Annotated in this window: 21 protein-coding genes; 9 read left to right on the top strand and 12 right to left on the bottom strand. The window is 40.8% G+C overall.

The window, feature by feature from the left end; all coding sequences use genetic code 11:
• The first annotated feature begins 55 nt into the window (after positions 1-55).
• The gene (gene polC, locus QXI54_06305) at positions 56-3,454 is read left to right on the top strand and encodes a DNA polymerase II large subunit (GenBank protein ID MEM0302763.1); all 3,399 of its coding nucleotides are present in this window, start codon (positions 56-58) and stop codon (positions 3,452-3,454) included.
• Here the strand turns inward: polC and QXI54_06300 are convergent.
• From QXI54_06300 to QXI54_06275, 6 genes are read right to left on the bottom strand one after another with little or no spacing between them, the layout of a single operon-like run.
• Positions 3,451-4,203, bottom strand: a complete 753-nt coding sequence (locus QXI54_06300; GenBank protein ID MEM0302762.1) for a hypothetical protein — start codon at positions 4,201-4,203, stop codon at positions 3,451-3,453. The genes polC and QXI54_06300 overlap by 4 nt on opposite strands.
• On the bottom strand, positions 4,196-4,885 hold the full coding sequence (locus QXI54_06295) for a hypothetical protein (protein MEM0302761.1): 690 nt from the start codon (positions 4,883-4,885) through the stop codon (positions 4,196-4,198). Before QXI54_06295 ends, QXI54_06300 begins: the two co-directional genes overlap by 8 nt.
• Complete coding sequence (locus tag QXI54_06290) at positions 4,882-7,458, bottom strand: hypothetical protein (protein ID MEM0302760.1); 2,577 nt, start codon at positions 7,456-7,458, stop codon at positions 4,882-4,884. Before QXI54_06290 ends, QXI54_06295 begins: the two co-directional genes overlap by 4 nt.
• Complete coding sequence (locus QXI54_06285) at positions 7,455-7,853, bottom strand: hypothetical protein (protein ID MEM0302759.1); 399 nt, start codon at positions 7,851-7,853, stop codon at positions 7,455-7,457. The genes QXI54_06290 and QXI54_06285 overlap by 4 nt, the downstream gene beginning before the upstream one ends.
• On the bottom strand, positions 7,841-8,359 hold the full coding sequence (locus QXI54_06280; GenBank protein MEM0302758.1) for a hypothetical protein: 519 nt from the start codon (positions 8,357-8,359) through the stop codon (positions 7,841-7,843). The genes QXI54_06285 and QXI54_06280 overlap by 13 nt, the downstream gene beginning before the upstream one ends.
• 5 nt (positions 8,360-8,364) lie before the next feature.
• Positions 8,365-9,408: a hypothetical protein gene (locus QXI54_06275; GenBank protein ID MEM0302757.1), complete on the bottom strand. Its 1,044-nt coding sequence runs from the start codon at positions 9,406-9,408 to the stop codon at positions 8,365-8,367.
• Positions 9,409-9,510: 102 nt separating this feature from the next.
• On the opposite strand from QXI54_06275, the gene QXI54_06270 reads away from it, so the two are divergent.
• From QXI54_06270 to QXI54_06245, 6 genes are read left to right on the top strand one after another with little or no spacing between them, the layout of a single operon-like run.
• Positions 9,511-10,152 carry a hypothetical protein gene (locus QXI54_06270; GenBank protein MEM0302756.1) on the top strand — a complete coding sequence of 214 codons (642 nt, stop codon included), beginning with the start codon at positions 9,511-9,513 and terminating at the stop codon, positions 10,150-10,152.
• A 14-nt stretch (positions 10,153-10,166) separates the two neighbouring features.
• Positions 10,167-11,720, top strand: coding sequence for an ATP-binding protein (locus tag QXI54_06265; protein MEM0302755.1), 1,554 nt, complete (start codon positions 10,167-10,169; stop codon positions 11,718-11,720).
• Positions 11,717-12,994 (top strand): exonuclease SbcCD subunit D, encoded by a 1,278-nt coding sequence (locus QXI54_06260; GenBank protein MEM0302754.1) that lies wholly within the window; start codon positions 11,717-11,719, stop codon positions 12,992-12,994. Before QXI54_06265 ends, QXI54_06260 begins: the two co-directional genes overlap by 4 nt.
• Entirely contained in the window at positions 12,991-15,636 is a 2,646-nt protein-coding gene (rad50, locus tag QXI54_06255; protein ID MEM0302753.1) for a DNA double-strand break repair ATPase Rad50, read from the top strand. The genes QXI54_06260 and rad50 overlap by 4 nt, the downstream gene beginning before the upstream one ends.
• On the top strand, positions 15,620-16,732 hold the full coding sequence (locus tag QXI54_06250) for a DNA double-strand break repair nuclease NurA (protein MEM0302752.1): 1,113 nt from the start codon (positions 15,620-15,622) through the stop codon (positions 16,730-16,732). Before rad50 ends, QXI54_06250 begins: the two co-directional genes overlap by 17 nt.
• A gap of 30 nt (positions 16,733-16,762) precedes the next feature.
• The gene (locus QXI54_06245; protein MEM0302751.1) at positions 16,763-17,242 is read left to right on the top strand and encodes a hypothetical protein; all 480 of its coding nucleotides are present in this window, start codon (positions 16,763-16,765) and stop codon (positions 17,240-17,242) included.
• Here the strand turns inward: QXI54_06245 and QXI54_06240 are convergent.
• The 5 genes from QXI54_06240 to QXI54_06220 are packed head-to-tail and all read right to left on the bottom strand — an operon-like array spanning position 17,231 to position 22,033.
• Positions 17,231-18,544: an AIR synthase-related protein gene (locus QXI54_06240; protein MEM0302750.1), complete on the bottom strand. Its 1,314-nt coding sequence runs from the start codon at positions 18,542-18,544 to the stop codon at positions 17,231-17,233. The genes QXI54_06245 and QXI54_06240 overlap by 12 nt on opposite strands.
• 1 nt (position 18,545) lies before the next feature.
• Positions 18,546-18,965, bottom strand: a complete 420-nt coding sequence (locus QXI54_06235) for a GRP family sugar transporter (protein ID MEM0302749.1) — start codon at positions 18,963-18,965, stop codon at positions 18,546-18,548.
• A gap of 37 nt (positions 18,966-19,002) precedes the next feature.
• Positions 19,003-20,817: a beta-propeller domain-containing protein gene (locus tag QXI54_06230; GenBank protein ID MEM0302748.1), complete on the bottom strand. Its 1,815-nt coding sequence runs from the start codon at positions 20,815-20,817 to the stop codon at positions 19,003-19,005.
• A 56-nt stretch (positions 20,818-20,873) separates the two neighbouring features.
• Complete coding sequence (gene trmY, locus QXI54_06225; GenBank protein MEM0302747.1) at positions 20,874-21,464, bottom strand: tRNA (pseudouridine(54)-N(1))-methyltransferase TrmY; 591 nt, start codon at positions 21,462-21,464, stop codon at positions 20,874-20,876.
• The gene (locus QXI54_06220; GenBank protein ID MEM0302746.1) at positions 21,464-22,033 is read right to left on the bottom strand and encodes a hypothetical protein; all 570 of its coding nucleotides are present in this window, start codon (positions 22,031-22,033) and stop codon (positions 21,464-21,466) included. Before QXI54_06220 ends, trmY begins: the two co-directional genes overlap by 1 nt.
• Positions 22,034-22,124: 91 nt before the next feature.
• Between QXI54_06220 and QXI54_06215 the strand changes: the two genes are divergently transcribed.
• Together QXI54_06215 and QXI54_06210 are read left to right on the top strand one after the other, a co-directional pair.
• Complete coding sequence (locus QXI54_06215; GenBank protein ID MEM0302745.1) at positions 22,125-22,931, top strand: hypothetical protein; 807 nt, start codon at positions 22,125-22,127, stop codon at positions 22,929-22,931.
• Between the two features lie 58 nt (positions 22,932-22,989).
• Positions 22,990-24,675 carry a long-chain fatty acid--CoA ligase gene (locus QXI54_06210; GenBank protein MEM0302744.1) on the top strand — a complete coding sequence of 562 codons (1,686 nt, stop codon included), beginning with the start codon at positions 22,990-22,992 and terminating at the stop codon, positions 24,673-24,675.
• Here the strand turns inward: QXI54_06210 and QXI54_06205 are convergent.
• Complete coding sequence (locus QXI54_06205) at positions 24,672-26,093, bottom strand: flippase (protein MEM0302743.1); 1,422 nt, start codon at positions 26,091-26,093, stop codon at positions 24,672-24,674. The two genes, QXI54_06210 and QXI54_06205, sit on opposite strands and share 4 nt — an antisense overlap.

The following is a 26,093-nucleotide window of genomic DNA, read 5'->3' as shown; positions in this document are numbered from 1 at the left end:
ATGATAAACGCTCTACTGTCCAAAAAGCTTTATTTATTCATGCTAAATTCATTGTATGCATCTCACCCTTGACAGGTTTTTCCCTCTTTTCGACAGAGAACAAGATAACGATTACTGGGCTATCGAAAAAATAAGAGAATACCACAAAATGCTAAGCGAGAAACTTGAAGAAGCCTATAAGATTGCCGAGATTGCAAGAGCAAAAGGTCTTGATCCTGAGCCAAAGGTCGAGATTTTGATTGCAAAAGACATGGCTGAGAGAGTTGAGAAGCTAATAGGGCTTAATGGTGTTGCCAAGAGAATCAGGGAGCTTGAAGAGGGAGGGATGGAGAGGGATAAGATCTGCTTTAAAATTGCAGAAGAGATTGTCGATGGAAAATTTGGAAGAATGGACTATTTAGAGGCAATAGACAAAGCCATAAGGACTGCGGTTGCTATAATGACTGAAGGAGTTGTTGCTGCACCCATCGAGGGAATTGCAAAGGTTTCAATTGACAAAAACAGCGATGGGAGCAATTTCTTGAAGGTTTACTACGCTGGGCCGATAAGAAGTGCTGGAGGGACTGCACAGGTAATTTCTGTTCTCATTGCAGACTACGTTCGCAGGAAAGTTGGCCTTGGAAGATACATTCCTACAGAAGAAGAGGTCTTGAGATATTGCGAAGAGATACAGCTCTACAAAAGGGTTGCAAACCTCCAGTATTTACCAACAGATGAGGAGATAAGGCTGATCGTCTCTAACTGTCCAATTTGCATAGATGGCGAGCCAACAGAAGAGGCGGAAGTTTCAGGCTACAGAAATCTGCCAAGAGTTGAGACAAACAGAGTTAGAGGAGGAATGGCTTTAATAATAGCGGAGGGTATAGCTCTAAAGGCCCCGAAGCTAAAAAAAATGGTAGATGAGCTTAAAATCGATGGATGGGAATGGCTTGATAAGCTGATTAAAAAAGACTCAGAAGAGGAAGTGGACGTAAAGCCTCGAAGTAAATATTTAGCAGACCTTGTCGCAGGAAGGCCTGTTTTGAGTCATCCTTCGAGAAAGGGGGGCTTTAGGTTGAGATACGGCAGAGCAAGAAACTCTGGTTTGGCAACAGTAGGAATAAACCCTGCAACTATGGCCTTAATTGATTTCGTAGCTATAGGAACCCAATTAAAGATAGAAAGACCCGGTAAAGCAGGGAGTGTTGTGCCTGTAACGACAATTGAAGGGCCGACGGTTAGACTCAAAAATGGAGATGTTGTTAGAATCAACAGTGTCAAAGAAGCGATTGAATTGAAAAATGAAGTTGAAAAGATACTTGATCTTGGCGAGATTTTGATAAACTACGGCGATTTTCTCGAAAACAACCATCCACTCGTTCCAGCTTCTTATTGCAGAGAATGGTGGGCTCTTGAAAGCGGAATTAAAGATACTCAAATCGATGAAGAAACCGCTTTAAAGCTCTCTGACGAACTTGGAGTTCCGATGCATCCGGACTACACATACTTATGGCACGACATAACAATTGAAGATTTCTGCTATCTCCGTGATTTTATTAGTGCCCGAGGGAAAATTGAGGGGCAGAGAAAAAGCTGCCTCTTGCTACCTTATGATAAAAAAGCCAAAGAAATTCTCGAAAATTTGCTTGTAGAACATAAGGTTAGAGATGGGATAGTGATCGAAAAATGGAAGGTGCTCGTGCGATGCTTAGGGCTCGATTTTAGACTGAGGAAGGTGGGCGAAATTGCAGGCGAAAGTGTGCTTGAAGTTATAAAGAACGTTTCAGGAATAACTGTTCGGGCAAAAGCACCTTCGAGAATAGGAGCAAGAATGGGAAGACCTGAAAAAGCCAAGGAGAGAAAAATGAGCCCTCCACCACATTTACTCTTTCCCGTAAGCTTTGCAGGTGGGAAGAGAAGAGATGTAAAAAGTGCCATAGACCATAAAAATGACTACAATTCTGCAAAAGGACTAATTGAAGTTGAAATTGCTTTAAGAAAATGTAAAACATGTGGAAAAGAAACTTTCTGGCTTAAATGTGATTGCGGTGGCGATACTGAGCAGATTTACTATTGCCCAAAGTGCAGAATTAAAGATACTTCGGAGTTCTGCAAAAAATGCGGGAGCGAGATGAGAGGATACATGAAGAGAGCTGTCGATATAAGGGCTCTCTATGAGAGAGCTCTTCAGAATCTCGGTGAGCGTGATGAACTGGAGATCGTAAAAGGGGTAATCGGTCTTACTTCCAAGAACAAGGTTCCGGAAAGGGTTGAGAAGGGAATTCTTAGGGCAAAACATGGCGTATACGTTTTCAAGGACGGCACAATTAGATATGACATGACAGACCTTCCTTTGACTCATTTTAAGCCAAGAGAGATAGGAGTTAGTGTTGAGAAGCTGAAAGAACTTGGATACACAAGAGATTATTTGGGGATTGAGTTAAAAAACGAAGATCAGATTTTAGAGCTTATGCCACAGGATATAGTGATCTCAAAAGACTGCGCGGAATACCTTGTAAGGGTTGCGAAGTTTATTGACGATCTGCTTGTTAAATTCTACAAGATTGGGCCATTTTACAATGTTGAAAAACCTGAAGACCTTATAGGACATCTTGTGATTGGCCTTGCTCCACATACCTCTGCAGGAGTCCTTGGAAGGATCATAGGCTTTGCAGACGTGCTTGGCTGTTATGCACACCCATACTTCCATGCTGCGAAGCGAAGGAACTGCGATGGCGACGAAGATTGTGTAATGCTCCTCCTCGATGGCTTGCTAAACTTTTCAAGACATTTCTTGCCAGAAAAACGCGGAGGACAGATGGATGCCCCTCTGGTGCTAACAGTGATCGTTGATCCGAGAGAAGTTGACAAGGAAGTCCACAATATGGACATCGTTTCCCAGTATCCGCTGGAATTCTACAAAGCAACGCTAGAGTTTGCAAATCCAAAGGAGTGCGAAGATCTGATTGAAAGAGTCAAAGATCGACTTAGTTCGGAAACAAGATTTTGCATGCTCAAGTTTACTCACGACACCGATATTACGCTTGGAGTCAAGGAGAGTGCTTACAAAAAGCTGAAGACAATGGAAGAAAAAGTGGAAAAGCAGATGGAACTTGCAAAGAAGATCTCTGCAGTTGACGAACACGATGTTGCGGAAAGAGTAGTCACTCTGCACTTTCTGCCAGACATAATCGGAAATCTGAGGGCTTTTTCAAGGCAGGAGTTTAGATGTGTTGACTGCAACGAGAAGTATCGCAGACTGCCTTTGAATGGCAAGTGCAGAAAGTGTGGGGGCAATCTAACGCTAACAGTGCACAGCAGTTCCATTGTAAAGTATCTTGAGCTTTCGAAGAAGCTATGCGAGAACTACAATGTTTCTGAATACACGAAGCAGAGGCTTAAGCTAATCGAATACGAGATAAGGTCTTTGTTGATGGAAAATAAGCAGATAACGCTTGTGGATGTGTTTAATTAGAACTTCTTAACTGTTACATTGGTCTTGTAAACCGCCAACACGAGCTTGTTAAATGTTAATTGGGCATTTATCTGGTTATTACCAACTAAGGAGACCGAACCCCCGAGTTCACTAAAATAATTCATCCAAAGCTCCGGATAATCAGAAGTTACGGTTAAGACGATCTTTCCTGTTGATGGATAAATCCTCGAAGACTTAAGAGACGAATTGAACACCATAACGATCGATCCACCACCTGCAACGCTCAAATTGGATTCTATCTCATTCAAAACCAACACAAGAACTTTCTCCATCGCACCTGACGCTTCTAAGGATTGAACCGGTTTTATGTATATACTTGGCGGTTGGACAAATTTGCAGTAATCATAGTATTCTTCCAGTAATGCACCATTCTCAAAGGATATTCTGAAATTTCCAATTTTATAGTTTAGCGATCTTAGATTAAAAACATAAGTGTCAATCGTATTCTCGGATTCAACCACAATCTCGACAGTAGTATTATTTGCTATATAGAAACTACCACCTTGAAGTTCGAGCTGTATTTGCTGTAAATTTGCACCACCATAAAGCGAGAGAGCAAAAACATCATATATCTTTCTAAAACTCTCCCTCATGCTAATTATTCTGAACTTCTCCGCGGTATCTATTGTGGTGGTATACACTTGAACATAAACTATGCTTATTAGGATCAAAACTACACCGAAGATCATCATGTAGCCCAGAATTTCAGAAATTGCCCTATCATCCATAAATCTCAACCTCATAGATCACGGCAAAATAACTAATGTTTTGGATTGTTATATAGTTTCCTGACCGAGTGAAATTGATTCCAATGAGCCTGAAAAACTCCTCCCATGCGTTTGCATTTGTTGAATAAAAAACGATCGGACCATCTCCCATAATCGTGCTTGTATTTCTAAGATAAAAGTACACTGGCAAATTTACGCTTTTTCCAGCAAATCCTTCCATTGCTACCGAGAAATTACTCTGGAGTTTTATTATCGGCAAATAAAGTGTTCTTGTATTGTTTATATAGTTGATGTTAGGAGAACTCATCATTTTCGCAATCCCGCTGCGGTTCATTATAATGGCGCCGTTTTCATAAGCTACATATCCATCGTGCCCAATTAGCTTTATTGACGAGATGCTGTAATTGGTGTTGTTAATTCTAATTATGGGCTCATTCCTAAAATCTATGGAGAGATCGTATAGCTGAATTGTGTGAATCGACTTAAATTCGAGACCCGATCTAACCCTTTCGATTTTTTCCCGCAATTCGAATAGATCGAAATAAGCATTCCTCATCTTCACATTTTCCTGAGCAACCCATATAGTAGGGTAAGATATCGTAAATATAATCCCTGCAACACCTACTATTGCTAAGAGAACCAAAAGACCGCCAAATACCTCTGAAACACCTTTAGAGTTCATGATATCTCCACTGAAGCCCCAGATACACTCTTTACTTCTACCCACATTTCAGGCAGTCTAAATTCCCTTCTCTGGTTATTGATGTCATAGTATACCACAATCCCGCCCTCGTTGATCTTTATGGTTTTCGCCTCCTTTGGCATGAGTTTTAAAACTATTTCAACGATATCATCAATGTAGATTTCGCTACACTGCATCGATATGCTTGTTCCCCCACTAACAAAGTCCCACTCTAAAGTGCAGTTTGCTTTTCCATCAATGAACAGTTCTGGTTTTACCTCTGGATACATGTATAGGCTAATTTCAATAGGTATCGTATCATTTAGCGTTATATTTGTTGCAGCACGCTCATAAAGCTTGCCTATGCTCACAAAAGCATTTATTAGCTCATCGAGAGTCTGGGCTGAGTAATAACATTCCATAATTTGGCTTTGATTGGTTAGATTTCTCCTACCCGACATTAACTTAAGGATCGTTTCGTTGTAATATTTTTTATCCCCAAAGCCTATTGTGCAGATATCGATATATTCACCACCAATGGTTATATTTTTTATCTCATTTGCTCTCGGTATGACCTGACTTCCGCAATCGTCTGGATTGCATGCAGTTAAGCTACATATGAAGTATTCTCCGTCCAAGTTGTAACAACCTACACCTGAACAGCTTGAGACCCTTTTGCAAGTGGGCATACCATCGCTGAGGAAAACAATTAACGGTTTTGTTCCACTTATTATGGATTCATTCTCCGTAAGAATTTCAAGAGACTTGTTAAGCGCTAAAAGATAATTAGTATATCCACTAGCAGTAATATTCTTTATCTGGGATATAACGACTGAAGTGTCTGTTGTCAACTTTGTCAAATATGAGCTATTATTGACGATATGTGCATAGGCAGAAGTGCTGAAGTTGACTAATCCTTTGTAATCTGACAAGTTTAGGCTATCATTTAAGAACTTTATCGATGCTATCTTGGCAGCATCGAGCTTTTCAATCCAAAGGCTACCCTCGATCGATGTAGCATTCTTAAGCCTTGGGACTATGTAGACTGTGTAATTTTGTTCTGAATTTATGTTCTGAAGGAAACAAACACTTCCATTAACCTCTGAATAGTAATTGCAGAAGTTGTTACCGAGCCACAAATAAAAGCTATTTCTATATTTTTCTGGCACATAAACGTAGGCAAACTCATAGACATTATTTCTCGTGTATCCGCTAGGTAATGAAAAATTATACAAAGTAATGTTGGGTGTGTAAGTTGCCGTTATAATGTCCCTTAGCTTGCAAGATGACCCGTCCGGGCAGTTCTGCCCTGAGTAAATCCTAATATTAAGGTTTAAGGGATATTTATTGGCAACGATTATCTCAAAAGTCCAGTTTCCGATCTCAGAATCTCCTATTTTATCATCTTTATAAGTTCTAACTCCGGTTAAAGTTAGATTTGAACCGTCTGGCTTTGTTATATATACTGCAAAGGCGGAATCTCCTCTTTCTGGGACAGGATTGGATGAAATATTTACATAAAATTCATCATTTTTAAATGAACTATTCACATCGAAAACAATTTTTGTGATGTTCGGCTGAACACTACTGGTGAAGGATTTATAAAGTGTCCTTTCGCTATGTGCTTCGTTAATATTTCCCGCGTGCATGCTCAGGGATCTGTCTATTACTGTTACAACTGAGAGACTCTTTCTCGTCTCGTTCAAAACAAAACCTCTTCCAACCAATTTTAAGTGTAACTCAAAAGGCTGTCCAATTGAAAGCGTATCGGGAACTATGAACTTTCTAATGTATAGATCCGGTTCTACTCCGGCTCTATTGGCTATCAAAACCTCTTCGGTGTCCTCTGCATAAAAACCCCGACTGTCTGTAACTATTAGCGTGAAATTACACACTGCAGATTCGCTACTGCCGATTAAAGTGTAATTTTTACATCGGGTCGGAATATCACTGCTCCAATAGATTGTAATCTCTCTAATTTTCTGATTTTTGTCCCCCTCAGCTACTACCGTTCCATTCCAGTTTAAAACTTTCCACTCCCAAAAGACAGGAGAAGTGGAATTAGAAACGTCTATTGTTACGTTGTTTCCAGAAAGGACCGAATTTGGCTTTATCTTCAGCACAGCACTCGGATATTCAATAACCGATCTTGTTAGCTCTATTTTGCCTTCTTTATTCAAACTATAAGCAATACCACTCAAGTTATCAAATTTTAGGCTTGCAAAAGCCCCTAAGCTCAATGTTTTTCTCAACTGATACTCGTCTGACTCAATGTAAATACTTGGATGCCCTCCATACTCAGAAAAGTTTATCCTATAGGCAATTCCGCCTATGGACATTGGCATGTAGATCTTTGCTCTTAGATAGCCGTCTTTAGGATATAAAGCTGCCATGTCCACGAGCTGAGCGGATATTTGCGATGCAACATCAGAAAACAGGTTTTCTGCAACCCTCGAGACTTGAGATGATTTCAGCTGAGCATCTAAGCTCAAAGCCATTGCAACTATAAAAACTGAGAGTATCCCCATCAAAATAAGATATTCAATTAAGATCGAAACACCTTTATCGTTCATTTTGCACGCACCCCGCAAATCTCGTTAAAATTCAACTTTTCCGAATACTCAACGTCACCGGATACAAAGTTTAATATTACTCGCTTATCGCCTTCAATGATTATAATATCACCATAAACCCCTTTCTGGGAGTAAAGTAGCTTAACCTGATTGCTCACGTTTTGGGAATAACGAAGCTTATCATTATAACTACTCATAATATTGCTATCACACGCAATACCTGCAAGATCTCTCAGGTTGTATATTTCATCTTTCGGGAAGAGTATCATGGCCCTCGAACTCTCCATTCCCGCAAGTATGTTCTGGGCATGAAGTATTGATATCGAGATCACTATCGTGGCAATAAACAGCGTGAAGAGTATCAACATCTGCCCTTTTTCGTTTAGGGTCGCCATACCGTTAGTCTCACCTCGAATATTACGGGATCATACAAAGATAGGTTACTAAAACTATTCGGAAGTTCGCTTTTCTTTAGGAGAATATACCTGCTTGCAGAAACCGCATTGGGTGTCGGTTTCTTATCGATGAGTATTGTATTATTTATTGTATCGCCCTCTGCCCAGTAAAGTTCGAGTCGATAATCAAAGCCCCTATCGGTGAGAAGAATCTCAAGAGCTTCCATAAATTTTTCGTTTGGTTCACAATCTACTCCCAGTGTGCAATTTGCCAGATTTAAAATCATACCCTGCAGACTGTCTTTATAATAGTAATCTCCCTCCTTTTTAGGATTATCAAGTATCTTAAGCGCGTCCTGAGCCATCATTTTGGTCTGCATATTCACCGCTTCGCTCCACATGGGCGAGATAACAAGAGAACTCTGGTAAAGAGTGTAGAGTGCCACAAGCAAAATCAAAGCAGATGCAACGCCTTCGAGTGTGAATGTCTGAGCTTTTGAGTTCATAAGCATCACCAAACATAAACTACAAGCTTTGCCACTGCTTTTCCAGCAATGAATGTAAGTGATGGTGCACATACCACCGATACATTGATATTTTTAGAAGTGGCCATGAAATTAACTGCGTCTCCTTTATTGAAACCAGCTTCTTTCAATATATCATTTACCGCATCTGTTATGATATAAGTTGTTTTTGGATAGAGATCGTATGCTCTCGGAGTTGGTGTAGACCGCATTGGAGAACCAAAACCCACCTCCAAACTATCCTTCTTCTCATTTCCTCCTTTAGGTTGACAACTGCTTGGATTTTCATCTTCGGTAAGTAAACAGAGACCCAACCACCAAGGAGCCCCAGTTTCAGGCTTATTTTTACCTTCCACCATAAGAGCTATAAATGTTACAGGATAAGTCAGATTACATCCTATGTCTCGAGAGTGATAGTTTGAGGGTTGTCCCACTGGACTTCCGATGTAGATTACATTAACAAGAGAGAACCAAGGATCTAACCAAACAAATCTCTCATATTTGGCAACATACCCCGAAGTCGGAATTTCTTTACCGGCATCAAATACAGGTGTGTAATTTGCATATCTTATAAGTATTCTGTTTTGGGGGGTAGAATATATAGACTCGAGCGATAAATGAATTTCATAATTTCTATCTGGATCTTTTAGACCAAGCAAACTTCTAATGGAGTCGTAATTGGCTGTAACCAAATCCTGCAGCTTTGACATTTTGTAAATGTCCAAGTAATCTACTTGACCTTTTGTCAGCCCTGGGAAAAACTTATAGCTGGAATTGCCCCAACAGTATTCGTTTGCATGCCAATCAGTAGTTCCATTACCATCTGGATATCTACAGTATCCCTCCATTTCTGCAAGAGTTACACCAACTCGATAAGCTTCATGCATCAGGCTTATCTCATTCCGAACATCAGCAAACACTCCGGGCAGAAAGTTAGCTATGAATATGAACGTGAACAGAAATATCGACAAACCTATGAGCAGATCCAAGGCTAACTTTCCTTGTTCCATTTTCACTCTCCTCTCCATCATTCTTATTATGTCAAGGGTTGGATATAAGCATTTTGGTTTTACAATTATTATAATTATAGTGCTCAGAGAAACTATTAAATCCAGAGATGGCAAAATTCAGCTATGGAAATGCTCAGACTCGAATTCGATCTGCAACATCACTTGGTTCTTTCTAGAAAGAACCCGAGTGATCACGCTCTGATTAGATTGATTTTATCAACCCTGGCAACTTCTACGGAGATCATAAATCTGAACAAGAAGGACATGAGGAAGAAAGGTAGCTCATATTCTATCCAGCTACTCGGCAAGAGAAAAAGAATTTCACCGCTCGACGAACAGACATTTAACCTTATAAATTCAATCGAGGGTGATAAACCCTTCCGGCTCACTGAAAACCAAATTGATGAGATAGTCGCGAAGTATTCGCCAAAAGACAGAAAATACAACGCAAAAAGCCTTAGAAAAGCAATGATAACTTTCCTAAAAGATTCGGCGTTATTTGATGTCGATATCGAAGACTTAAATCTCAAAGAACTTGAGGATTTCATGATCGATTTCAATCCCCTTTTTTCTGGCGTATGGCTGGATGAGGATGGTTTGAGGGATTTTATCCTCAACTACTCAGTATTGAATAATATTTCCGACCCAAAGGTAATAGCTGAAGAGACCGGCATTGAGGAAAGTTTTGTTGCATCAACGCTCCAAGATGGAAAAAGCATTTTCTTCCTGGCCAAAAAATATGACAGCGAAAGATTTATTTCCTGACGTCTAATGAATTTGTGGATCCTATTGGCTTTGTGCTGGGAGAAAGTTCCATTTCAGAGTTCAGTTTTGCGGTAAATCCATCCAATGTTCCCAAGTTTGGGGAATACGTTGTAGCCGAGAATAGAGACGGGAAAGAAGTTCTGGGAATCGTTAGAAATGTCGTAAACTTTAACAGACTGCTTGAAAACCCTTTGAACTTTGAATACGCTCTCAAAAATCTAAGCATGTCTAAAAAGATTCTTGAAAGAAATGAGGTAGTCGTTGCAAATGCAAAAGTTTTGGGAATCGTAGAAGGTGGCGAAATATCCCCCAATAGAGTCCCAATAAAACCAAATTCAGCTGTAAAACTTGCAAGCGATGAAATACTGCAGGATATCTTCAAAAAGCCGGAAGGAGTTGAGCTGGGCAACTTGATTTCCCGTCCCAACATAAAGGTATCTCTTGATCTAAATCAGCTAATTCTAAGGCATTTTGCGATCCTATCTGTCACAGGTGGTGGGAAATCAAATGCAGTATGTGTAATAGCAAATGAGATAATAAGAAGGTTCAATGGAACCGTAATACTCATAGATCCCCACGGAGAATACGTTGGATTCGTTTTTGAAGATGGAAGAGAAACTGGAAAGAATGTAATTCCGGCAGGTATCCGTCCAGAAAGACTTGAGCCATGGGAGTTCTGTTCTCTCGTCGGAATCGATCGCGATGCTTCAGTCCAGAGAATGCATCTTGAAAGGATTTTCATGACTGTAAAGCGTGAAAGGCTTAGCGGTGCAGAATTCATGAAAAGAGTTTTGGAGATGGCAGAAGACTGGATCACAACTCAGGGTGAGATCGAATACGTAGATTCCACGGGATCTGTAAGAACTGCAAGGATTTCAAGAGAAGATCTGAATCCCCTTTACAGAGTAAAGGAGTACGTTGCAACTTTCATGCGCAGATACGAAGACCTGCTAACTCAGAGAGACATGCTCGCGAACCTAAGAGAAGGCTATCTGAATATTGTGAACCTCAGCGGTTTTGATGAGGAACAAATGCGGGTTGTTGTTGCCTACTTGCTAAGAAACATCCTTATCGGCAGAATCAGCTATGTTAGGAACAAGAATAGAGAATACTGGGAGAACGCATGTCCTGTTGTCAAAAAACCCTTGCTCCTGATCTTTGAAGAAGCACATATATTCGCAAATAAAGGCGACGTCTCGCTCTGGATGGGTAGAATCGCAAGAGAGGGGAGAAAGTTTGGAATAGGATTTGGAATAGTCTCTCAAAGGCCTAAAAGAATAAGTGAAGACATTCTTAGCCAGTGCAACACTAAAATAGTGCTTCGAATTGTGGAACCAAATGATCAGCGTTATGTTCAGCAGGCAAGCGAGCAGATCAGCGAAGATCTGCTATCGGATATTGCATCGCTTGGTGTGGGTGAGGCGGTTGTTGTGGGGCCAGCTGTCAAAATTCCTGCAGCAATAAAGATTAAGAGGTTCCATGGGCAATATGGTGGCAGAGACATAGACGTGCTATCTGAATGGAGATCTGCTTCAAAAATAAAGGCATCTCTTGAGGATTTGGTATGAAATTCGCCCATTTCGCAGACCTTCATCTGGGTTACGAACAATACAACCAGAACTGGAGGGCAGAGGATTTTGCTTCAGCGTTCAAAAAATCCGCTGAACTTGCAGTGAGAGAGAATATTGATTTCGTCATAATAGCTGGAGATTTGTTCCATAGAAGCGTTCCAAGTCCAAAAACACTCAACGACGCAATTGAGGTTTTAAAAATTTTCAAATCCCAAAATATTCCTGTTTTCGCAGTTGAAGGTAATCACGACAAGAGCATTAGAGAGATGTCTGCATACCATTTGCTTGAGAGTCTTGAGCTTTTAAACGTGCTTGGATTGAGAAAAGAGAAAATTGAAGATGATTTTGTCACAAGTGTTCGCGTTGATAATGTATACCTTGTAAAGGGGGTTTTCAAAAACATTGAAATCATTGGAGACAAACACAGAACGAAGTGGCAGTTGGAGAAGGTTCTTCCTTACCTAAAGCCGGATTCTGATGCTATTCTTGTTCTGCATCAAACAGTGAAGGAAGCCGTTGACATTGACTTGAATATTGCTTGGGATCTTACCATGGAACAATTACCTTCTGCTAAATACTATGCCATGGGCCACATACATTTACGCAGAGATCTTAAATTAGGCGATGCTTTTTTGGTGTATCCCGGCTCTTTAGAGAGATATGATGCTCGGGAGGCTTCTCATTTTATTCAATATTGTGATAAAATCGAGGTAAGAGAGGGAGAGAAGAAGGGATTTTACATCGTTGAAAACTTTAAACCGAGATTTGTCTCCATAGAAGCAAGAGATTTCTTCAACATTACGATCGAAGATGATTACAAAGATAGTCTGGAGAAAAAATTTTTAGAGACCCTTAGACTCGTGCACGAGAATAGTATAGTGGTTGCAAAGCTTTTGTGTTGCGAGACTGTTGATACCAAGAAATTGAGTGATTTGACGCTAAAAAAGGCAAAATACGCCGAGATCAACTTTAGAAGAAAAGATGTTGGAGAAATTCCAGATGCAAAGCCTGAAAAAGAATTTTTCAATGAACTTGAGCTCAAACTGCTTGAAATTTTAAAGGAGGATGATGAAATAAGCTTGAAGGCAGCTATTGAATTTTTAAAAGAGCACTATGGTTTAACGGACCAGGCTAAAATGATTAAGGAAGTTGGCGAGAGCAAGATAGAGCCGAAAGGCGAAATTAAAAAAGATATTAAACCTCCTGAGGACAGATTGGAGGATAGAGAAAAGAAGAGTAAGAGGTTTAAAACCCTACTCGACTTCGTATGATCCTGAAAGAGATCAGTCTGAAGAATTTTAAATCGCATAGAAACACAAAAATTAGCTTTGACAAGGGAATTAATCTTATTGCCGGCAGAAATGGCTCAGGAAAAAGCTCCATACTTGACGCCATTCTTGTCGCACTGTATGGCGTCAGGCAGGGATATGCGAGAAAAGCCGACCTGATCCAAATTGGGGCCGAAGATTACTCGATCGAAATTATTTTTGAGCACGGAAACCGAGATTACCGGATTATAAGAAGAAGTGATGGAGTGTCCGAACTCCATGGGGAAGTTCGGATAGAAGGGGACCAGAAGATAAATGAGTGGGTTGAGAGAAATCTTTCACCTTTCCACGTGTTCACCGGTGCTGTTTACGTTCGACAGGGTGAGATTGAGACCATAATATCGGATGAGAGTGGAAGAGAAAAGATCATTAGAAAGATTACAAGAATCGAAGATTACGAGACTGCATGGAAAAACTTAGGAGTTGTTATAAAGGAACTGGAAAGTGAATTGAAGCGTTATTTGGAGGTCACAAAACAAAAAGAAGATCTTGAGAGAAAACTGAAAGAAAAAGAGCAGGGAATAACTGAAATAAAAGAGGAAATTGTCAGGTGTGAGAACAGACTAAAAGAGCTACGGGAACTCTTGACAAAAATATCTTTGGAAAAGAAAAGATTTGATGAGCTAAAAGATAGGCTTAATACGCTAAATACCGAGATTATAAAACTCGATGGCGAAATAGGCGGGTTAAAGAATAGATTAGAAGTTTTAAGCAGGCAAAAGACCGAATTGGACCTCAAAATTACCTCTCTGAAATCAAGTTTAAAAGAATTTGAGAGAGTTGAGAGAGAGGCAAGAAGATATCTCGATCTCTCTGAATTTCATAAGAGCTTTCTGAAGTCCATACAGGATATCGAATCAAAAATCAAGGATCTGGAGATAGAGAAAGAGCGTGTATTGGCAGAATTGAAAAAATGTGAAGACGAAAGAAATAATCTCGAACGTATCAAAAGTGAAATTTCTGAAATTGAGAAAAGAATTTGGTCTCTGTCTGATGACGCTGAAAGATGGCAGAAAATTCGATTAAAAGTTGAAAGAAAAATACAAATAGAGAATATTTTATATGAGAAAAATCTTAGCTTGGAAAAAATAGAAAGTGCTTTTGCCAAAATTCAGAAGGCAAGAGAGTTCGATAAAGCGCTTAAAGAAGAATTCGAGAAGATAAGTGCACAAAAAGGGTCGCTGATGTCAGAAGAGAAGAGAATTTCCGAAATACTTGAAAAGTTGAAATACGTTGTTGGTGTTTGCCCTGTGTGCGGTAGAGAGTTGAGCAATCAGCACCGAGAAGAGCTGTTGAAAAAATATTCTGCAGAGATTGGCAATATAAAAGAGAGACTAAGGAGAATCGAAGAGAAGGAGATCAAAATGAAAGAGGAGAGGAGGAAAGTTGAAGAAGCACTCGCAAAACAAGATTCGGTGCTTAAATTCAAACAGCTTGCAGATGAGCTCAAGAAAATATCGGAAGAACTGAAAAACGTTGACGAGAATAAACTGAGAAGTAGTAATGAGGAATTGGAAAAGCTTAAAACAAGAATGGAATTTCTCAAAGAAAACGAGAGAAAAGCCTTAGAGATCTTGCAAAAATTCGACTCGATACTTACAACCCTTGAAAGCATTAAAGCAAAACATCTTGAAGCTCAAAGAAAAAGGGATGCGATAATAAATCAGCTTGCCCAAAAGAATTTTTCAAGCCTGGATGAACTCGAGAAAGAGATATATGGGCTCAGAAAAAGTTATGAGGATTGGATTGGATTGAAAAAGGCTAAAGAAGAACTTGATTCCGCAGAGTCAAAGTTAAAAGATGTAAAAACAGAGCTCGAAAAAATATCGGATGTTATCAAGCTTAAGAGCAATCAACTGAATGAAAAAATGGAGACTTTGACGAATCTTCGAAGCAGATACGATGAAATGCGTCATCAGGAACTCGAGAGATCTGAAAAAGAAGTCTCGAGAGAGATTGCCGGACTTGAGGAAAGGGTTAGTGTTCTAAAAAAGAGTTTGGATAGCTTCATTGCAGATAAAGATTATTTAGAGAAACAGCTGAAGATAATCGAAGAGAGCGAAAGAAAAGTCAAGATACTCGAGAAAGCAATTCCGGAGTTAAATAAAATAAGAGAAAAATTTGCAAGCTATAAGAACATTGTTGCAGAAGTAGCATTGAAGGAAGTTGAAAAATATGCCAGTGAAATATTTGAAGAGTTCACAGAAGGCAAGTATTCCGGAATAAAGCTGAAAAGGGTTTTTGAATACGGAAAGGAAAGGTTAAAGATTTTCATAATACATCAGGGAGAAGAGAGAGAAACGAGCTTTTTAAGTGGTGGAGAACTTGTTGCTCTTGGCATTGCATTCAGACTGGCTTTATCAATGTTTGAAGCCAGGGGAAGAATTCCATTGCTGATAATGGATGAACCAACTCCTTTTTTAGATGAGGAGAGAAGGAGAAAGCTTGTTGAGATAACCATGAACTACTTGCGAAGAATTCCACAGGTGATAATTGTTTCCCATGATGAAGAGCTTAAAGATGCTGCAGATAAGGTCATTATGGTAGAATATCGTGGAGGCGTGTCCTATGTGGCTTCTCAGTGATGAAATTCTCGAAAAACTCTCAAAAGACCTCTCTGAGCTTCATGTGAGAGCAGAAGAAGTGGCTAATAAAATCGAAGGAAAATGGATAGAAATGCCGGAAAGCATCGTGTGTTCTGCATGCGGGGTAGATGGTAGTCGTGGAATCGAAAGACTTGCAGGAATCGTGATATACTCAATTTCAGCGGTTAGCGTTGGAAACGAAGTTCGAGAAATGTGTGAGATAACCACTCTAAAGCCCCATACAAACATTGAAGAGCGAATTAGACTGCACATGCACACTTCTGAATTTCGAATCGGGAGTCTTGCTGAAGAAGAACTTATCCTGATTGATGGTTCCCTCCGCGGAGCATTCATTCGTCCCCCTGCTTACACTGATGACCCCGAAAAACTAAGAGAGAGCTATGAACTTGATGCTCTTGTCGAAGATTTCCTTGAAGTTCTCGAAAATCACTTCGAAAATCTTGAAAAAGATATTAAGAATGGAAGAGCTAAGAAAAATTACCTTCTCACGAGAGAGAAGATTTTTCGAGACATGGAACAGGGTTATAGGAAATCAAGTGGAAGAAGACTGGAAGACCTGATGATTCTCTTTGAATACATTGAATACCTTCACGCTCTGAACAAACTGCTTGAAAAAAATGCGGTATTCGTTGCAAAAAGCTTCTATACACACGAGTTCGATGATGAAATAAGCGATACAGTGGTTCTTCAGCTCATCGAATTAAGACAGTTCGGCTCTGAAAAACCAGCATATTTTCCATTTAAGCCAAAGATAACAAAAACTCTGCCATGGTTTGTTCGAGAATTTCGCGAACATTTCAAAAACCTGTTTAAAGACATAAATTCAGCATTCGTAAGATTTGAGGAGTCCGGAAACATCTACTTGGTTGAAAGTCTTCAAAAGATGGATGATGAGCTTATGGGCAAACTTAGAGGTCTTGAGGCCAATGGATACCCATTACCGCTTATCCATGCTCACAGACATGCCAAGATTAAAAAAATTGAGATGAGAAGAGCGATAGAAGGCATTTTCGCTTCTCTCGAGAGTAGATTTGATTTTTTGATGAGAAGTGGTAGAGACGTTCTGGATAGCTAAGCTTTTAAAATGATCTGTCGATTTAAAATCATGGAAGACTTTGAACGCGATATAAGAAATATTTTTGATGAGAAATTTATAGAGAAAGCTAAAAATTTAAAGAAGAGTGGGCACATCTTCAATCCTATCTTCTATATCTTCTTCACGCGTCTTGTTGAGGCTTCAGGAATTTTGAAGGATGTTGTTCTGCCAAACAAATACGAGATCGAGGAGCTTTTTGCCACCAGAAAGGATTTCCTTCAGATAGACTATGACACCCTGAGTGAAGTTATTAAACGCATCTGGCTTTATGAGAGAAGCAAGGGCATCGAATTTGGCTTTGAAAAAACTTCCGACGATATGCTCTTCGTGATATATCGAATAGGCAAAATTCAGAACGAGATAGACAAGACTATCCTGAAATACGCAGAGTGGAACAAAGAAAAACTGCTCGAGCTTTACTTCACATTACTGCGAATTTTGGTCGAGATAGAAGATAAAATAAACCAGAGTATTCGCTCAGATTCTTAACCTTTCGAGGACTTTCTTCTTCTTCTCCATCGCTTTCTCAAAAGCTATGTCTATCTTAATTCGCATTTCTTCAAAATCCGCTGGTGTTTCTTCGCCAACGACTTTCTTAAGCGGAGTGTATGCAGACTCACGGAACCTTGGCTTTATCGGTTTTCTTTGCCCATTTTCGACTAAAAAAGCACCTTCTCCCTTCTCAACCCAACCAACTTCCTCAATTTTAACACCTACTGATTTAACAGCTTTCTTCACATTAACAGCAGTTTTTTCAGGGCAGATGACCATAAGAGAGTCCGTAGAGACGCCCATAAAGTCGATTTGGAGTTCTTCAAGCATTTTGAGCACCCTTGGGTTAACGCAATTCCGAAGTTTTTCGTAATCAAAAAACAATGCTTTCCCTGAAACCTTTGAGATCTCCTCCGCATCGCCACGAATTCCACCATTCGTCACATCGCTCATCGAATGAATTTCTGGCAATAGCTTTGCAGAAAAAATGGCTCTGACTGCTTTGATAAAATCGAGATTTATGGTTTCTTCAACAACCTCATGCATCCCATAGTAGATCGCAGTTGTCGCAATCGTTCCTCCACCCGCCCCTTCTGTCAGCAGAATCACGTCACCCTCTTTTGCGTTCTTTCTTGGAGTTATGTGCTCCGCAATGCCGACACAACCAACACAGCCAGTCATTCGCTCCCCGATCACCATGTCTCCGCCAATGCGCAGAGTGCTACCGCTCACAAGTGGAACTCTCGTTGCCTCACAAACCGTAGCGATTCCAGCGAGATGATCGAAGATCTTACTAACGTCGCCGTCGTCAGCGATGTGGATGTCTGAAAAAACCGCTATTGGCTCAGCGCCCTTAACATAAACATCTCTCATTGCCGCCCTTGTCACATGAAAGCCCGCAATAAATGGAAATTCGCTTAGTCGTGAATGTATTCCATCAACCGCTACCGCTACGAATAGCCCTTTGCTTTCAACAACTCCCGCATCGTCCAAATCCCTTGGAGAGAGCACGGATCGAACATTGCTTATCTCCCCAATTTTTGAGTGAACGTAAAAATCCCCTCTCCCTCGAGAGCCAACACCAAAGGCTCCCATCGTTACACCGCTCTTATAGTATTCGAGTATCGGGGATGTTTTGGAGTAAGCATTCTTGACTTCCACAATTACAGCTTTAGCCCATCTCTTTGCCTTTTCCTCGTTCCAGCTCTTGATCTCGCAGATTCTTTCGATTAGCTTCTTCTCTACTTCTTCTTCGCTCTGAAACTGCAGGAGTTTTCTTGCATAGCCTTCGAGATCCATACTACATCTCACTCACAAGTATAACCCCAATGACTATAAAGACTATGCCCGCAAGGGTCTTTGGGGTTATTGATTCTGAAAGGAAAATAAAAGAGAACAATGCTGTGAACATCGGATAAATCGCTGTTATCGGCACAGTTCTGCTTGCTCCGATCATTTCGAGGGCTCTGTAGTAGAATATCATCGCAATAGCCCCTCCGATGGCTCCAGCGATAAGCAGAGATGCAAGTACATCAAGTCTTATCGTTAAGTTCGTTTCTCTTAGCAAAATGGCGATGATGAGCATTGCAAATAGCGCTCCAGAAGCTCTGATTGCCAAAGCCAAATACATTGGCACCCCTGTGGAGAGAGCGTATCTGTCGAGAATTGGTGCAACTCCCCAGAAGATCGCAGAGATTATTGCAAAGATTTCACCAAGCATAAAATTAAGTCAAAGAAGGATATAAAAATTTTAAAAATTAAAGCTCAAGTTCCGCAACCTTTTCCCAGCTGTTCTCATCGAAAACCACGATCTTGTTGCCTATGATGTAAAGATAGTCGTTTATGAACACCGCCCTGAATCCAGTTTCAGTGGCTTTTATTAGCTTTAAGCCGTCCTTGTATGAGAAAACATAGCCTGAACTTGCGGGGATGAAGAAGATCCCATGCTTCTCGTCCGCAAGGAATGCCCTGTGGTTGCTGATGACTTCGCTCCAGTATTCCTTAAGCAGATACTTGTCCAATTCAATCGGATTATTGGGATCGCTTACATCGAATAGCGAAAGCTTAACATTGCCATCTTCCATTCCAACGCCCAGAATCAGGTGTTCTTTCAATGGGTGCAAATAAGAAGAGTAGCCAGGGATCTTTAGCTCTCCAGCCATCCTCGGCTTCGCTGGATCCGTGAGATCGACAACGAAGAATGGGTCTATTTGTCGGAAGGTCACGATGTAGCCTCTGTCAGCGATAAAACGAACCGCATAAATCCTTTCAGTCTCCCCAAAGCCCTTAAGAGAACCAATTGGCTTCAGATTCTGATCCAAGACATAGAGATCGTTTGAATTGCCAACGGTTACCGCAACTCTTAGGTTTTCATTGTATTCGTCCATTGAGAACTGATTTAAAAGCCTCCCCGAGACTTCTCCATTTGCAACGATCTTCATTTCCAGAGAGATCTTCCAGATCGCTGTCTTCTCTATTTCTCTTGCATACTTTTCCGTGAATTTGTTGTATCTGTTGTTGAATTCGTTTTCAAAAACAAGTCTGTCTTCAGGCTTCATCGTAAGCGTTAACCTTCTTATAAGATCCCAGATCTCAACCTGCTTCGCCTGATCGCTCAAATCGTAGCTCACAAGCTTTTGAAGCTTTTCTCTGAACCAGTTGGGGAACAAGTCCATGTTCTCGGAGACGAATTTCAGCATAACCTCAGCATAGCTTGCTGGAGAGTAGTAGGCAACGTAAATCGCATTCTTGGACATGTAAACAACCGAGTTGTAGTTCCCAACGAAGGATATGCTGTCTTCAACTTCTCCACTGACCGCATCAAGCTTTACAACTGTGTAAATGCTCTCTACTGGCAAAGGCTTTATCGGGTGGTAGATTTTAACGCAATCAACCACATGTCCAATTCCGTTCACGCTTAAAGGCACAATTGGGCAGGTGTCTGAGAATTGGGACAGAATTAGGTAAATCTTCCCCTCGTAAAGCCTTGCGGTAACGATTGAACCGTTAAGCTCAACCTTGTATTTCTCCTTGCAATCATCGGTGCTGAAAGCTCTCAAATCGTTTCCACTCAAAAATATCAGTATGTTTTGATAAATCAGCATTTCTCCGCTTATATTCAGCTCCCTGATCTTTTCAAGCTCTTTCGGCGGAAAAGCCTTCACAACTGCGGTCTTCGGCTCATAAGGATATGGAGGCATGATCTTTGGAGCAAAATATGGTATTCGCCGATAACTTGAGATGTAGATGTTCTTACCGTCGGTTTTAACGATGTCGGGCTCGTCAATGCCAAGAACCTGAACGTTCGTCTGCGAGACTCTTTCAACTTCCGATTTTTCAGCTATTCCAACATCTACTGCAGGAACAGGGGCGGGAGTTGCGACAACCGAAATTGCTCTGCCAAATAATGCAGGATAACTGTAAGCACTGGCTTTGCTTATGTATTCTCTAAACTCTTCTGGCGAAGAGAAGCTTGCAACTTGGCTAATCGAAGCATTTTTTTGATAGGACTGGATCACCAAGAATGCCAATAACGCTACTACAACCAACATTAGTATAACGAGAGATCTCATGATTTTAGTTGCCAGCTATTTATTTATAGATAATTAATTCGTAATAATATATAAATTTATATAATACCTGCTCTGTCAAGTTCGTAGTTCACAATAGCGACACATTGCTCCGCCATAAGGGATAGCCTTGAAACGCTGATAATCTCTTTTGTAAACTCCAGAATGATGTCCTCCTCAGCCCTTTTAACGCCGATGTGGTCTCCAATGATGAACAGCGGATTTTTGATCTTCGAAACTTGCTCACGCAAATCCTTGCCATCTTCACGTAGATAGTAGATCTCCCATGAGGTTGACAACTCGGTTAGCAATTCCTTCAAAGTCTTCTTGGATGCATGAATTCCAGAATTCGTCTCAATCCAGTCTTTTGTTAGCTTATAACCGACAGCTTTCCTTATGTGTCCCGCTATGTTTCTCTCGTCTGGAGCCATCCTTCGCAGTTCGTCGCTCCTAATCCTTATAACCTTTGGTGGATCTGGCTCACCGAGGAGCATCAAATAGACCTCAACACCTTTCCTTATAGAATGCGAAAGAAACAAAGCCTGAGAAACGCATCTGCAGAGAATATCAATTCTTCCCGCTCCGGGAAGATCGCTCAGATTGAAGGGCTCCGTGAATGCTTCGTTGCCGATAACAAGAAAGGCTCTCATTAAAATTCGCCCCTCAGAATTTTCAAGGCGAAATCCTTGTTCTGTGCCAAACCAATTGCATAGTTGTCCCAGAAAACGCAGGTGCCGAGCACAAGAACTTTATTGCTAACCGCCCCAAAAACACCCTTGCCAATCACGAATTCTTTTCCACCGCTAACCGAAGCGGAGCACGGCATAACGACTTCAAGATCCCCGCAATTGGCTATTGGGAACATCTCATCGCCAGCGTTTCTCTCTGGATCGCGAATTACATCGTAGTTTATCGTGATTCCAAAATGCCTTGACACTCGATTTATATTCTGCGAAACTTTATCAACGTTAGAAAAGTAACCCGCAAGCACTATCTTTTTCCCGAGGTTCGCCCATTTCTTTATTCTAACGATATCTGCAGAGCTGAATTTTATTTCAGGATAATTAAAAATTATTAAGTCGTAATCTTTCAGCTCTCCAAAATTCTTCAGCTCATCCATTTCGAGCCCTTCTTTTTCCGCAATTCTAACCAGCTTTGAGAAGTAGTAATAATCACCTATGCTGAATTCTCCTCTACTTGCACTCCAAGCAATTCGCATAAAAAAAGGCTCATTGCAAGGATAAAAAATTTCCGAAGATTTGAGCACATGTTAGCATAAAGTTTATAAATAATTTTATTAATGAAAAACCATGCTCCAAGTGGATGTTTTTTGGGTATATGGTATTGGGGCAATGTTTGCAACCGCTGCGGCGAAACAGTTGAAAAACAGCAAATCGATGCTTGAATCAAAGTATTTCAGCGTGCTTTTGATATACCTTTCCCTGATCTTTGTGCCCGAAGCAATTTGGCTAACATGGAGCTTTCCGCACTGGGAAAGCATGCATGTCTACTCGAGTTTGACGGATATCCCAACGCCAGTGGTGGTGACTTTCATATTCCTTGACTTCCTAATTGCAATGATCGGCTTCTGGGTGGCTTATAAGCTGATAATGGCTGGAAGAGAATACCTTGCTCATGTGCAGTGGTTTATAGGCTATTTAGCTTTCTTCTTCGTTCTTACAAATGGCTGGGACTGCTTGGCATGGCAGAGATTTAGCTGGGATCCTACAGTAACTGGTGAGCTATGGGCACCCGGAAAGACTATGATGCTTGACTTCGCAAAAAGCAATGTAGCGATGACGCTATACGCAATGGCAATCCCGACACTTCTGCCACTGCTGATCGGTGGCTACATCTGGCTTAGAACTGGCAACAAACTTGCGGGGCTCAGTGATAAACAAGCTTCAAGTCAGGCTTTGAAAGGCATAATAGTCTATCTCATTGGCGTTGCGCTTGCTTTGATCTTGGCTGGAATTTCTACGCTCGCTGGCACTTACGTAGCGAACATGTGCCTTGCAACCGCGATTATCACTGCAATTGTGCTTGCAATTATTCTGCTCGCTAAGGGGAGCCTGTTCTACAGGCTTGTATCAAAAGGTTTTGTAATTTCTAAATAATTTATTTTTTATAAAATTTTGACCGCAATCCTTTTAACTATCAGTAAAAATTATTATTATGGTTCTCGGAGTTGAGGGAGAAAATATCCGACGTGTTGATCCAAACGAGATAAAAAAGGTCTGGCTGAAGTTTTACGACAAAGGCGTTAGAGGGCACATAGAGTATCCAAACATTCCCGCATACGAACTGTTAGAGGCTACTGCGAAGAGAATCCCAGATAGGAATGCAGTATACTTTTTTGGAAACTACATAACATACAAGCAGATAAAGGAAGCTTCTGACAAGGTTTTTGGTTTTTTGAAATCGATCGGCTTCGAAAAAGGTGACAAAGCCATTGTTTCCCTGCCAAACACTCCGCATTACACCCCCATAGCAAATGGTATAATGAAAGCTGGCGGCACTGTTGTGCAGTGCAATCCGCTTTACACCACAAGGGAGATAGAGTTCATCGCCAAGAACAGCGAGGCGGAAGTCATGTTCTGTCTTGATCTCATCTATGGGAACGTTGAGCCACTGGTAAATGCGGGATTATTCAAAAAAGTCATTCTATGCGGAATTCCAGACTTCATACCCGGTACATCACCAATAGAAGTCCCCGAAAAGAGAAGCGAACTCATAAGCTACGGAGAAGTGATGAAAGCAGAGAAAGCTGAAAAATACGCTCAAGTTAACCCAAAAGAAGACGTTGGAATGTTCCAATACACGGGTGGCACTACTGGCTTTCCTAAAGGGGTTATGCTGACCCACTACAACCTCGTTGTAAATGCATACCAAGTCCGTGAATGGGATCCGAAGGCTTCTCCAAGCGACGCTGGAATAGGGCTTCTGCCAGTCTTCCATGTCTATGGTATGACCATGCTGAACGCAGGGATAATAGTTGGGGGTATGGTTATTCCAGTGCCAGATCCAAGAAACTACGAACAGGCTTTGCAGTTGATTCAAGACTTCAAGATTACGACTTTCACAGCAGTTCCTACGATGTTCGTTGGCATGATGGAAGTTCTTGAGAAGCAAAAGTTCGATCTCAGCTCTTTGAGAGTTTGCACGAGCGGTGCAGCTCCTTTGCCATTAGAAGTCAAAGAAAAATGGGAAAAAATGACTGGAGTTAGGATTGCAGAAGGCTATGGCTTAAGCGAAGCTTCACCAGTTACGCACTGCAATCCTCTATACGGAATGATTAAGCCAGGTAGCATAGGAGTGCCGTATCCTGACACGATCGCTGTAGTTGTTGACGACGATGGCAACATCTTGCCTCCCGGGCAAGTAGGAGAACTTGCAATTTACGGACCACAGGTTATGAAGGGCTACTGGAAGAAAGAGGACGAGACTAAGAGAACGATCATCAACGGCTGGTTGCTCACGGGAGACATGGCAAAGATGGATGAAGACGGATACTTCTACATTGTCGATAGAAAGAAGGACCTGATAATTGCGGGAGGCTATAACATATATCCGAGAGAAGTTGAAGAAGTTCTCTATGAGCATCCCGCTGTGCTCGAAGCAGCAGTGATTGGTGTGCCAGATCCTTATCGTGGGGAAACTGTAAAGGCTTTCATACAGCTGAAGCCTGAGTATAAGGGCAAAGTGAAAGAAGAGGACATTGTAAACTTCTGCAGGGATAAGCTTGCTCCCTACAAGGTGCCAAAGCTGATCGAGTTCCGCGAGGAGTTGCCGAAGACGCTCGTCGGCAAGATTCTGAGAAGGGCTTTAAGAGAGGAGGAGATGAAGAAGAGAGGAGGCTAAATACCTCCTATTTTTCTTATAAAATCGATGTCCTCCCTCGTAATTCCTTTTAAAGCGAGAAGCGTTACAGAGTATGTCAAGATTGAAATGGGGAATATAAAAACCATAGAATCAAAGTTCCTTGCTATTATGAACATCAAAATCGCACTGGCTAATGGCTTCGCTATGTATTCAAATCTCGGACGTATTCCAAACTCCCTAACTCCTATATAAGCAGATATTGTCCAAGATACCGCATGCGAGATTACTGTAGCAACACCCGCACCTACTATCCCGATTAACGGTATCAAAAGATAGTTCAGAATTACGTTAAGAACCATTGAGAGAATCAGAGGATAGAAGTAAAGTTCTGGTCTCTCTTTACCACTGAAAATGCTACCATAGATTGCAAAAACTGGTGAGATCAGCAGAATGCAGAGAATTTGCATTGCATAAAGCCCAGAAAGATATTTCTCTCCATAAGCAAGTATTAGCAAGTTTTTGGATATTAGCATGAGCCCAAAAGCACATGGAAGGCAGAGAGCAGAAGAATATTTAAATGCTCTCAAAAATGCTCTGGTTAGATCTTCACCCTCAAGCTTCACAAATACAGGTAGCAAGACCGCTGGAATAGATATCAGGCTTATTATAGCCGTAACTATGCTAAAACCCGCTCTATAATATGCAACGTCCTCTGCTTTCAGAAAATAGCCTATCATAACAATATCCACGTTTGCAAAGATTACCGTTGGAATTGATAGTAGAGCTGTAAACGCTATAAACCTGAGAACTCTGCTTACGTCAACTTTTATTTTATTTTTAAAAAGAAAAATATATTTTTTTAGAATGTAGTAAAATAAAACCAAGAATGTGATTAATGCTGAAACAACAACTGCAAGAACCGCTCCGAATAGAGAATATCCCAGAAATATGAGCACAATCGTTAAAATAAGCTTCGAAATACCTGAAACTGAGTAATTAAGAAAGTCTGCCTTAAAATCGTCCATAGCATTTGCCATTCCGATTAGAAGCGAGGAGATCGAAGTGAACACAAGATAGAGACTTAACAATCTCAAAGGAGTTGAAATAGGCTTATCAAAAGCTGAAGCGAGATCTTCAGATAGCAATAACAGTATAACTGCCACTATAATCGTCAGAAAAATTTTCAAGTTTAAAAGAAAATGAGTGTATCCGCCCGCAAGTTTATAATCCTGAGATTTCATTGCATCCGCTATGTATCTTGTCGCAGCACTTTTTATTCCGAGATCAGAAAATATTGAGATAACTGCAACTGTTGAAAGCGAAAGGGAGTATAATCCAAAGAGTTCTGGTTTTAAAGCTCTTGCAAGGAATATTATGGTAATGAGCCCAGTTAAATTAGCTACAATCATCGAAGAGCTACTGTAAATTATGTTCCTTAGCACAAGTTTCGAGAGCAC

The organism is Archaeoglobaceae archaeon (assembly GCA_038734275.1).
In the GTDB taxonomy this organism is placed as follows: domain Archaea; phylum Halobacteriota; class Archaeoglobi; order Archaeoglobales; family Archaeoglobaceae; genus WYZ-LMO2.
This window is presented reverse-complemented; position numbering and strand designations above follow the sequence as displayed.